This is a genomic window from Erwinia endophytica, assembly GCF_009295515.1.
Classification (GTDB): domain Bacteria; phylum Pseudomonadota; class Gammaproteobacteria; order Enterobacterales; family Enterobacteriaceae; genus Erwinia; species Erwinia endophytica.
This window is the reverse complement of the sequence record NZ_RQVV01000024.1, coordinates 169,712-178,757: the sequence shown is the minus strand read 5'-3', so window position 1 is coordinate 178,757 and position 9,046 is coordinate 169,712. Positions and strand designations below refer to the sequence as shown.

The following is a 9,046-nucleotide window of genomic DNA, read 5'->3' as shown; positions in this document are numbered from 1 at the left end:
AAATCAGCGCCCATGCATCATCAGGGAAATCGTAACGAGCCAAATTGAAGAATTTTTTTGTAGTTAAACATGAGCCAGATTGTACAAAAAATAGTTACGGGACACACCCTAATGCAGCCCCCCCACTGCGGGGATTCTAACACTATACTCATTCTATTCAGACTTCCAACCCGGCACCCACTCCCCAGCGATCCAGGCTTTTATCTCTGACAGGCGGTAAGCTGCCGCCCGTTCTCCTATCTTGATACGCTTCGGGAACTTACCATCTTTCTCCATTCGCCACCGGGTGGCGTTACCTAATGTGGTTAGCTGTCTGCATTCTTTCTCCCTTATCATTCTGTCAATATCAGGAACATACTTTAAATCATTACTATCTACAATTGATATAGCTTTCATTTATACCGCCTTTTTGTTTAGAGATATAACATTATCGTTAAACCCTGAAACTGTATTAAGATAATCTACCCACATTTCCATAATTTCAGCTTTTTTCTTTAAATGTTTACTTTTGTTATAAACACCAGCAATACCATTTATTTTATGCCCAAGTAATAATTCAACAATGTAAGGATCTGCCCCCATATCATTTAGTCCTGTTGAGAATGTTCGCCTGAAATCATGTACACACCATAATTTTTCATGCCCGAGACGTTTACTTATCCGATTCGCCCCTCCAGTGACGGTAGCTCTTTTTAACTCACGACCGACAATATAATGATGTTTTTCTGTTTCTGCGTGTAGGTTAACGATCCACTGTCGTATACCTTGAGGAATGGGTCTTGCAATCTCCTCGCCGTTCTTACTGTGTTCTTTTGGAACCGTCCATATCCATTTAACTAAATCCCACTCATCCCACGTCGATTTTCTTGCCTCCTGCTGACGGCATCCAAATACAAGGCAGAGGACAATAATTCTTCTCATATAATTTGATGCAACATTAAGAATATTATTTCCGAATGCATAATTCCAAACATCAGATATTTCAGTTTCGGATAAAACCCGATCTCTTGCTCGACTTAGGCTACCAACATGATTCACATTAACATCGCCAAACGGATTAACCTTTATATACTGCCGCACCCTGCAAAATCTTAATGCCTGTTTTACGTCAAGAAAAATAGCTCCAGACATTACCGGGGCATTAACTCTTATCCTGTCAAAACAATCAAGCCACTGTTTAATGGAGCACTTTTCTATAGAGATCTCACCAATAAAAGGAAATATATGTTTATCAAATCGTTTAATTAAATATTCATGTTCTTTTCTCGCAATTGATGCATGGTGATCATACCAGTAAAGAACCGCGTCCTTAACGGTGACCGGATTCATCTTCACATCAGCCATTATTCTTATTTGCCGTCTTGGATCAAGATGATCTGCCAGCCATTCACGACATTTGTCCCGGAGACGCCTAGCAGATAATAAAGACAGATCAGGATACCGTCCGAGCGTTAACCAGACTGGAGCCGATTTCCTACCAGATACCCGATAACTAAACACAAAACTTACTCCGCCAGACTTGCTAAGTCTTACAGACAGTCCTCTACCATCCGCAATCATTTTTTGTTTTTCTGAAGTTTTACCCAGCAATGCCTTTAATTGCTTATCGCTAAGCTTGTTATCGCCGCTCACTTTAATCCCCTCTACAATACACACCTATCTTCCAGCCCGAATTGCAATACACATTGCAATACACAGGAACCCCAAAATCAGTGTTTGTCTCAAAAACTCACCAAACAATATGAAAAGCACTTCTTTTTAAAAACAATAATTTGGAGAGAGAGAAGAACACTAACGAACTATTTCGGAAGGATTGTAATCATAAATCGCCTTGACAATAGCGCTTTGCAGTTGGGTATTTTGCAGCGTATCCAGCATTTTCATCTGCTCCATGACACTGTAAAACTGATTAGCGCCGCGTGTCTGTCCGTCCTCCAGCGGTTCGAAAATATGGATCATTGCCGCCCGGCCGTTTTGCAGCTCCCGCGGTATATAGACCCATTTTTGGGCACCCCAACCGGGATAACTGTCCTCGCTCACATAGTAGCCCAACGCCGCGCCAGCATTATTAATGCTGACCCCGCAGCGCTGGTTGCGGCTGTCGGTCATATTGTGGGGATTGCTGACACGTTTTGGGCTGATCATCTTAAACTGCGTGCGGAATACAGCACCGGGGCGGTCTGACCAGCACGGCTGCGCAAATACTTCGCCGTTAAACGAGTGCATTGCCACCCCCTCGCGCATCATCATTGTGAAAGTGCGCTTGCGCTCGACGTCAATAAAGCAGTGATCATCCTCCGCAAACTCCCACCAGGCGGCCTCCACTTCTCGGGCAAAATCACGGGCGTCATTTTCTGAGATCCCCAGGTAGCGCCAGCTGGGGCGGTAGCTGAGACGGAAAAACGATCCAACTATATGGTCCTGGTGTAGCTGTATCGCGTTGGCCGCGTAGCCGTTATTACGAACCAGATCATCAGCGCGAGCGTTTCCACGCTCAAAATACGGCAACAGCGCTGCGTCGGCGCTTTCAAGGGGCGGCGACCAGTCGCGAAGCTGGCCGCCGAATCCCCCAGCGCCCCCACTATAACCGGCAAACTCACGCAGCGGGGTATGCCCATCCGGGCCAAGCAGTTGCGGTGTTTTTTTCATGTGTAAAACCCTGCCGGGCGGCGGCGTCGGACAGCGACGCCGAGCTCGCTTTCAAGTTCAGAAATGTACGCCTTAAGCTCACTTAACGTTGCAGATGTAAATGTTACGCTGCGGCCATTTTTTTGCACCGACGCCACCCGCTTACCAGTCATCAGATCGTGCAACGCGGCGCGCGCACTCAGTAAATCAGCCATTGTTGCCATTTATTGTCCCGCCAGTTGTTTTGCGATCGCTGTCAGCGTGTCCTCATTTTGTTTTCTACCTGCATCGTGATAACTATCGAGTAACGCCTGCAGATCAAGTTGCCAGCGCGTCAGCCCGATCCGCAATGCCGCCAGGGCATAAACAAAACAGTCCAGCGCTTCGTTGCGGCGTTTTTTGTTATCCCACTGTATTTTCCGTTTACCCCCCACCCATTTTTCCACCAGCTCTTCGGATGTCAGTTGCTCCGCTTCGCTTTTGTCAAACACGGCGGGGTTCAGCGGAAAATGTATCGCACCGGGCTGCGGCGCCACATCAGAACTCGCCGGGAGCGTGTAGCGGTTATAGATCTGCTCTTTTGCCGTATCCGTCCCGATTTCAGTCAAATAAACACCGTGTTTATTTCTTTTTCGCGGCATGTCGGCCACGGGTTTTCCATAAATGGATGCGCCTTTAATCGGAATAACGCGGAACAGGCCATGTTTCCGGGAGCGGCGGTAAACTATCGTCGGATCGATCCCGCCGGTATCCCAGCAGATCCGCCCTATCGACATTTCCAGACCATTTGCCCGCGTGTATTTTTTATTTATTGCAGCATCAACACGCAACAGCGTGTCCTCTTCATCATGACGCCCCATGACGATCACGCGGTCAATTAACCAGGATTCCTCGCCCGGTCCCCACCCCCAAACGCGCATTTCATAACGATCAAGTTGGGAATCAACTCCGGCGGTCAGATAGGCAACGCCGTCCGGAACGGTGGCGCGGTAGATTTCGGCGCGTTCTACAAGGGTGTCAGCCTCGGGTTTTTCCCCGATCGCCTCTTCCCAGGTCTCCCCGAGTGTGGTGTTGACAAACGTTTTTAGTTTTCCTGTATCGCCTTTCGTTTTGATGAAATCTTTAACTATCTGCACCCAGGTCGTAAACGGGCTGTACGCGGTCCAGATGTGAAATGACACGCTGTCCGGCGGATCTATTTCCCGTCCGGCAGACTCAAACCAGCGGAGCCCGTCCCTGGTCCAGATGCCGGTAACATCACAGATATAGCGTGAATCAGTAAAATCAAATTCCTGTTGTTTAATCACGCACGCCGAATGCTCACACAGATAGTAAACAGATTTGGGATCCCCTCCCTCCCACTTAAAACCAAACGGGGTCCCTTTATCGCCAAATTTTAAATATTGCTCGCCGTCGCAATGCGGGCACTTAACATGAAACCGCATCATGTGTCCGGACTCGCCCGCGGCGCGCTCGATCTGGCAAAATCCTTTTATTTTCGGAGTGGAGCCGCGAATTGATTTGGGCCACACCGATCCCTCGATACGTTTATCCCCCAAAAACGTGGGCGCGCCCTCTTTCTCAATATCATTATCAAACGAGGAGAGTTCATCATAACCGACCACATCCACTGATTTTTCCCGATAGTTTTTTGCCGCTTTACCGCCCAGGCACCAGAACATGCGCCCGTTACTGAAGCGCTTCATTTGCAGCGTGTTGTCGCGGTTTTTATTACCAAACCACGGTGCCAGGGCGCGGAGTTCGGGAACATCACGGATCGTGGGTTCAACGTGGCTTTTCATAAAATTCGCTGCATCCGGCTCGGTCGGCAGGAAAATCAGCTGATTGCGCTGTTTATGTGTGACGTAATACGCCAGTGCCGCTAACAGCATTTTTGAATAGCCCACGCGGGCGGATTTGATTAAATTGACTTCGCGGACGTAATCAGATCCCATGGTGTTCATTATTGCGATCTGATACGGCAATGTTTGCCAGCGCCCCTCCTGATATGAAGATTCAACGGGTAAATAGTAATTATCATCAGCCCACTCAACAACCGTTAGCGGCTCGGGGCGGAACAACGAGCGCAGGCCATTTTTTACAGCATTTTCAACGTTCGCTATCTGACTGCTCGATATACTCATTCAGCAACCCCGGTATCATTACATCCAGCGCCGCTGCCTTGTTCATTGCTTTAACCACATCACGCTTAAGAAATTCAATATGTCGGTGCTCCAGCTCGGGAAAACGGCGTTGCAGCGATAGCGGGATGCCGTCCAGTATCGCGGCTATTTCTCCCGCAATACGGGAAAGCACGAATGTACAAAAAGCGGTTTCAACAACCTCCGCCCGCTTTTTTTCGTTCGACATTTCTGTGGCGTCAGCCTGCGCCCTGGTCAATCGCCAGCGCTCATAATCCAGATCGGGCTTTTCATCATCATCAGGATCACCAGGTTGTTGTTTTTTGCTCTGGTGCGCCACTCTGTTTTCCACTACAGATCGCACATCAAAAAACACTTCACGCCCCTTACGTTCTACCGGAATAACTCCCCATTTATCAAATGCCTGTACTGAGATCCCCAGTGACGACGACATGTCACGTTTGTTAAGTAAAATTGGCACGATTGCACCCCTGAAATTCCCGACAATTAAACAACAACCAACTTCAGAAAATGCTCATATATAGCGACTTTTCGCGCGTCCACGGACCCTCGGCGCTGCCAGATCGGGCAAAGGACCCGCGCAAATGATAATAGTTATCATTTGAGTGATGAGATTTGATTGCTTTGATATAGTTTCAAATGAAATCATTTTTGTGAACTAATGCCTTATTACCAATACGTCACAGATACCCTGCAATCCACAGATTTTGCCCGCGCCCATATCACCAGCGAGGAATCCCAGCCAATGCGCCCCGGCCCCTCATGAACGACGGCATCAATTGCAGGCTCTGTCGCTGAGTCAGTCCAGCACAACACCCCATTCCCCGGCGTGTTTGGCACTGACAGATAGGCATTATTGGAGCCCGTGGTAATCTGTACGAATTTATCAGACGTCAGTATCAACTCTGTCGCCATGGATCCCCCTCTTAATTAACTGGCTGTAGCTGTAATAATTAGCGTCGATGTCAGCCCTCCCCAGCGTACTGTTAGCGTGGCCGTTCCTGCTGTTAAAATGCTTATAACAGCCTGCCCGCCGCTGGTAACTGAACTGATTTTTACAACGCTGGCATCCGATGTTGTCCACGTCGCTGTTGAGTCTAATCGTGATATCGTCGTGTTAGTCGCTATGTCACGCAGAAAAGCGCCGATATACTGCGACGCTTTCGGGGCTGTCGCGCTGAGCATTGCGTAATTGGCGTTATCAATTTTCGTTACATACCACGGCGACGTTGATGCAGTGTTAGAGTCGTTTTGTACGAAAATATACTGTGTCGCTGCCTGTGACTGATTACCGATAATCACAGTATCCAGGGGCCAGACTCCGGTTATCTCCGCGCCAATTATTGGCACGCCAGGGATCTGTATCATCGACGTCCTCCAAATAAAAACCTCAATCAGTGCCGTCTTTCCGGCTGTCCGTCTGCGCACGGCTTTTTCACAGGTATAGACGTCACAGACTGCGGGTGTTCACCACCGCCCGCTGGGTTGGCACACAAAATTACTCACTGGCAAATTTTCGTGATGTTTCGAGCTCACGAATAGCCGCCCGATCTGCGTTACACTGGCCAATGACGCTGTATAACTGAATGTTCAACAGCACGCTGTCACCGAACGTTAATTTTTCCGGGGGCGCTGGCACCACCACTGGGTTCGTCAGAATGACCGGGATCTGCAGGCGGGGTTTTTCTATCGTTCGGTATTCCACCTGCGGCGCGTGCTGCGTCGTGCAGCCGTTTAGCAGCGGCGTCAGGGACAGGAGTAGCAGCGCATTTATCATCTGCGAGAATATCAATGATTTCATTTTGAAATGCCCGGTTTTGCTGTTCTGCCTGCGCACGCTGCTGCGTTACTGACTCCAGCAATTCATTTTGCTGCTCAACAGCAGCGATAAAATCCGCAATGCTGGCCGCGAGGTTATTGTTTTCCCCGCGAAGCTGGTGGATCTGCACGTCTTTGCTGTCTGCCAGACGTTCTAATCGCTCGTTTGTAGCCGCCAGCTGTGAATTACGGGCATCCAGCCACCACAGCGCAAGGCAAATCAGAGCTATAACGATTACACCGGAGTAGTTTTTAATGAATGCGATCATGTCAGAAATAACCTCCGCTCCCTTTCCCGGCGAGGCAACAGCAGATCGGGGTTGTTGCCAGCGCGTTTCCACATCAGAAATGCCTCTGCCGCGCCCTGGTAATCTCCTGAATTAAGTTTTTTCTTCACTGTCGAGGTGGCAAAGGCACCTGCCCCGATATTGAAAATCAGACTGCAAAGCGCGTCGTATTGATTTTGCGTCAGGGGAACGGTGACATTTTTTTCAATTGCCCGCTCAGCTGTAGCCAGATCCTGTAACAGCAGTTGGGTAGACTGGTCAGCGGTGATCCGGGTGTTTTTTGTAATTGGTTTCCCGTTTACGCTGCCGGTATGACCGACGCCGATGGTTAGTATTCCGACAGAATCGAAATAGGCCGACAATTTTTCCCCCTCTTCCTGCTTAATGAACTTAATTCCGTTATCACTGATTTTCATCAGGTTCCCCCAGTCGTTTATCAATCTGTTTTTTCAGCCGCGAAGAAATAAAATCTGTGCCTAAAAAACCCAGGAACACAGCCAGCACCTGGGCTATCTCTTTACTAACCGGTAAATTCAGGGCGGGAATTATCGCGCCTGCTGAGTGAATGAAGATTTCAAGCGTTGGCTGAAGAAAAAAGGCAAATACTGAGCAAATAGCCGCATCAATTACCCGCCGTGTTTTACTGTCTCTGCCGACATACGCGGCACGTAGTAGCGCCATGCCACCAGCCAGTGCCGCATATCCGGCTTCATCCTGGTGGCTATACATCCACAACATTAAATTGACCCACACGCCGGGGTTTTTATCTGGCATTTTCATGACTCCATCCCCCTGGCGGGCGATTATGGAAAAAAGTACGCCCCCGAAAACACAGGGATGGGGAAATTATCGTGGGCGCAAAAGAAAAAGGCCCGCACAATGCGAGCCTTTAATTAGTAAGGTCACCCCGACGCCATAAGCGATAGTGTCCCGGCACGTCTGCCGCAGGGTGAATTCATAGTATTTTATTGATTTCCGCCTGAGTCTGGATAAAGCGTGACTTTTCGATCTCAACGCCGATAGCTGACCGCCCCAGCGTCAGGGCCGCTTTAATGGTGGAACCTGACCCCATAAAGAAATCCGCAACAACATCCCCGGATCTGCTACTTGCGCTTATGATTTGCTTCAGCATTTCAGCCGGTTTTTCACAGGGATGCTTGCCGGGATAAAACTGGACGGGTTTATGCGTCCAGACATCGGTGTATGGCACTGCCACTGAAACGGCAAAATACCGCCGGAGGGATTTATACTCCTCCAGCAATTCTGAATATTTACGGTTCAGTGATTGGTACGTTGCCACCAAGTGGTGATGAGGCTGCGCCAGTTCGGCACGCTGATGCTTCTCGATAGCGATCCGGGTGAAAAGCTTCTGCAATTTGAGGTAATCCGCTTCACCCGGCAACTGCCACTGGCTGGAACCAAACCAGTGCGAAACCATGTTCTTCTTGCCGGTGGCCACGGCAATTTGTTTCGAGGTAACGCCAAGAGCTTCCCGAGCATCCTGAAAATAGGCAATAAGCGGTGTCAGCACATGCTGTTTGATTTCACTACATTTCCCCGCATAGCCGTCATTTTTGGGTAAGTACGGCCCCTGATAGTGCTCAGCAAACAATATATGCTCAGTAGAAGGGAAATAGGCCCGCAGGCTTTCCTTGTTACAGCCGTTCCAGTGACCTGATGGTTTTGCCCATATGATATGATTCAGTATATTAAACCGTTCACGCATCATGACTTCGATGTCGGAGGCCAGCCGATGACCACAAAACAGATACAGGCTGCCAGCCGGTTTCAGCACTCGCCAAAATTCAGCAAGGCAGCTATCAAGCCAGCGGAGATAATCCTCATCCCCTGCCCACTGGTTATCCCAGCCATCCGGCTTGACTTTAAAATAGGGAGGATCCGTAACAATTAGATCGATGGAATTATCAGGCAGAGTAGCGATGAAATACAGACAATCAGCATTGACCAGCTTAATACTGGTTTTATTTGCAGTATTTTCCATAGGCCAGTAAACGCAATAGTTGGCCGCAGCACTCCTCCACCGCCAGCTTGTATAAGTAACCCCAATCCATAATTTGGGGCGCTTTAGCATCCGGGCAGGTCTATCTCAGGTCACAAAAAAACCCCGCCAGGTAGCGAGGTTTATGTTTC

At 48.9% G+C, this 9,046-nt stretch carries 10 protein-coding genes and 1 pseudogene; all 11 read right to left on the bottom strand.

The features are described 5' to 3' along the window. Positions 1 to 153: 153 nt before the first annotated feature. On the bottom strand, positions 154 to 396 hold the full coding sequence (locus tag EH228_RS08890) for a helix-turn-helix transcriptional regulator (protein WP_152321312.1): 243 nt from the start codon (positions 394 to 396) through the stop codon (positions 154 to 156). Beyond that, positions 397 to 1,656 (bottom strand): tyrosine-type recombinase/integrase, encoded by a 1,260-nt coding sequence (locus EH228_RS08885; protein ID WP_240116260.1) that lies wholly within the window; start codon positions 1,654 to 1,656, stop codon positions 397 to 399. Positions 1,657 to 1,821: 165 nt separating this feature from the next. Then, positions 1,822 to 2,649 (bottom strand): annotated as a pseudogene (locus EH228_RS08880) (phage portal protein); the annotation flags it as partial. Then, positions 2,646 to 2,852 (bottom strand): phage head-tail joining protein, encoded by a 207-nt coding sequence (locus EH228_RS08875; protein WP_152321310.1) that lies wholly within the window; start codon positions 2,850 to 2,852, stop codon positions 2,646 to 2,648. The pseudogene EH228_RS08880 and the gene EH228_RS08875, both read right to left, overlap by 4 nt. Next, positions 2,853 to 4,772, bottom strand: coding sequence for a phage terminase large subunit family protein (locus EH228_RS08870; protein ID WP_152321309.1), 1,920 nt, complete (start codon positions 4,770 to 4,772; stop codon positions 2,853 to 2,855). It lies immediately after the preceding gene. Then, the gene (locus EH228_RS08865; protein ID WP_420841454.1) at positions 4,738 to 5,250 is read right to left on the bottom strand and encodes a terminase small subunit; all 513 of its coding nucleotides are present in this window, start codon (positions 5,248 to 5,250) and stop codon (positions 4,738 to 4,740) included. Before EH228_RS08865 ends, EH228_RS08870 begins: the two co-directional genes overlap by 35 nt. Positions 5,251 to 6,288: 1,038 nt before the next feature. Continuing rightward, a complete protein-coding gene (gene lysC, locus EH228_RS20830) occupies positions 6,289 to 6,495 on the bottom strand; it encodes an Rz1-like lysis system protein LysC (protein WP_420841453.1) in 207 nt (68 codons plus the stop codon). Continuing rightward, positions 6,395 to 6,877, bottom strand: coding sequence for an Rz lytic protein (locus tag EH228_RS08860; protein WP_152321308.1), 483 nt, complete (start codon positions 6,875 to 6,877; stop codon positions 6,395 to 6,397). The genes lysC and EH228_RS08860 overlap by 101 nt, the downstream gene beginning before the upstream one ends. Continuing rightward, on the bottom strand, positions 6,874 to 7,311 hold the full coding sequence (locus EH228_RS08855; protein ID WP_152321307.1) for a lysozyme: 438 nt from the start codon (positions 7,309 to 7,311) through the stop codon (positions 6,874 to 6,876). The genes EH228_RS08860 and EH228_RS08855 overlap by 4 nt, the downstream gene beginning before the upstream one ends. Beyond that, positions 7,298 to 7,669, bottom strand: a complete 372-nt coding sequence (locus EH228_RS08850) for a phage holin, lambda family (protein WP_152321306.1) — start codon at positions 7,667 to 7,669, stop codon at positions 7,298 to 7,300. Before EH228_RS08850 ends, EH228_RS08855 begins: the two co-directional genes overlap by 14 nt. Before the next feature lie 181 nt (positions 7,670 to 7,850). Further along, positions 7,851 to 8,897, bottom strand: a complete 1,047-nt coding sequence (locus tag EH228_RS08845) for a DNA-methyltransferase (RefSeq protein ID WP_152321326.1) — start codon at positions 8,895 to 8,897, stop codon at positions 7,851 to 7,853. Between the last annotated feature and the right edge of the window lie 149 nt (positions 8,898 to 9,046).

Bases quoted from the DNA above. Each gene is read 5' to 3' on its own strand.
- EH228_RS08870 (WP_152321309.1), bottom strand. From the start codon at position 4,772: ATGAGTATATCGAGCAGTCAGATAGCGAACGTTGAAAATGCTGTAAAA.
- EH228_RS08845 (WP_152321326.1), bottom strand. From the start codon at position 8,897: ATGGAAAATACTGCAAATAAAACCAGTATTAAGCTGGTCAATGCTGAT.
- EH228_RS08890 (WP_152321312.1), bottom strand. From the start codon at position 396: ATGAAAGCTATATCAATTGTAGATAGTAATGATTTAAAGTATGTTCCT.
- EH228_RS08855 (WP_152321307.1), bottom strand. From the start codon at position 7,311: ATGAAAATCAGTGATAACGGAATTAAGTTCATTAAGCAGGAAGAGGGG.
- EH228_RS08860 (WP_152321308.1), bottom strand. From the start codon at position 6,877: ATGATCGCATTCATTAAAAACTACTCCGGTGTAATCGTTATAGCTCTG.
- EH228_RS08875 (WP_152321310.1), bottom strand. From the start codon at position 2,852: ATGGCAACAATGGCTGATTTACTGAGTGCGCGCGCCGCGTTGCACGAT.
- EH228_RS08850 (WP_152321306.1), bottom strand. From the start codon at position 7,669: ATGCCAGATAAAAACCCCGGCGTGTGGGTCAATTTAATGTTGTGGATG.